General features: G+C 66.2%; 2 protein-coding genes. One reads left to right on the forward strand and one right to left on the reverse strand.

Annotated elements, in window-relative coordinates; genetic code table 11:
• Nucleotides 1–111: 111 nt before the first annotated feature.
• A complete protein-coding gene (locus A9W95_RS22435) occupies nt 112–900 on the reverse strand; it encodes an SDR family NAD(P)-dependent oxidoreductase (RefSeq protein WP_067418002.1) in 789 nt (262 codons plus the stop codon).
• Nucleotides 901–946: 46 nt separating this feature from the next.
• Here A9W95_RS22435 and A9W95_RS22440 point away from each other — a divergent pair.
• On the forward strand, nt 947–1,377 hold a 431-nt coding region (locus A9W95_RS22440; RefSeq protein WP_172826688.1), incomplete at its 3' end, for an amidase.

The following is a 1,377-nucleotide window of genomic DNA, read 5'->3' on the forward strand; positions in this document are numbered from 1 at the left end:
CCGCCGAGCACGGAAGCGACCGCCCCAGCCCCCACCAGCGCCCCGGCCGAGGCACCAGCACCTCCACCGAACGGCCACGGTAAGAAACCTAAAGGTGGCAAAGGGCACTGATCATTCGGGCAGGCCGAAAAGCTTGACCACGCCATGATCGCGGCCCGCCGTGTATCCGCCGTCCACGGCGATGGCCTGACCCGTGACGAACGAGGCGTCCAGCGACACCAGAAACGCCGCCACCGCCGCGACCTCCTCCGCTGTGCCCAGCCGTTGCAGCGCATGCTCCCGCGTGATCGATTCCAACGGCCCCTCCATTCCCGGCAATCGGAAGACGTTGTCCAGCATAGGAGTTGAGATGAAGCCGGGGCAGATGGCGTTCGCTCGGATACCGCTGGGTCCGTAATCGAGGGCGATGTTCTTGGTCAGCAGCACCACGCCACCCTTCGCCGCGTTGTAGGTGCTGCCACCGGCGGTGCCTTCCAGTCCTTCAACACTGGCCAAGGTCACGATGGACCCGCGCTCACCGTCGACGCGCGGCTGTTCGACCATCCTGGCCAGGGCCGCCTTGGCGATCAGGAAGGTGCCGGTGAGGTTGATGCCGATGACGCGTTCCCATTCGGCGCGGTCCAGCAGGTGCACCGGTCCCCCGCCGGCCACTCCGGCAGCGTGGACCAGTCCGTCGAGTCGGTCGGGCACCACGGCCAGCACGGCGGCAACGGCGTCTTCATCGGAGATGTCGGCGGTGACGAAGTGAAAATTGGGGCCCAGATCCGGTGGAGAGACAAGGTCGGCGCCCACAACGGTGCCGCCTTCGTCGAGCAGTCGCTGCGCGGTTGCCAAGCCGATTCCTGAAGCGGCGCCCGTTACGACGAACGTGCGTCCGCGGGCACGATCCACGCTCACCAGGTGGCTCCCCTCTTGATACCGAGGTGCTCAGCATAAGGTTCGGGCCATGGAGGGATATCTGAGCTACGACGCGACCGGACTGGCCGAGCTGATTCGGTCGGGTCAGGTCAAGCCGGAGGAAGTGCTGCAAGCCGCCAAAGCTCGGGCGGCCGAGGTCAATCCCAAGCTGAACGCGATCGTCGCCGACATCGATCCGGCGCCGCCGGTCGAGGGTGCGCAATTCTCCGGTGTGCCGTTCCTCATCAAGGACCTGCACCAGGATCTGGCGGGTTACCCGACCAGCTGCGGATCGCGGTCGCTGGCGAAGGTGCCGGTCACCGAGACCGCAACGGTCGTGCAGCGCTGGTTGGACGCAGGACTGGTCATTTTCGGCAAGACCAACACGCCAGAGTTCGGCGCCAAGGGCATCACCGAACCCGATTTGTTCGGGCCGGCGCGCAATCCGTGGCACACCGACCACACGCCCGGCGGCTCATC

It is taken from the genome of Mycobacterium sp. 1423905.2, from assembly GCF_001673155.1.
In the GTDB taxonomy this organism is placed as follows: domain Bacteria; phylum Actinomycetota; class Actinomycetes; order Mycobacteriales; family Mycobacteriaceae; genus Mycobacterium.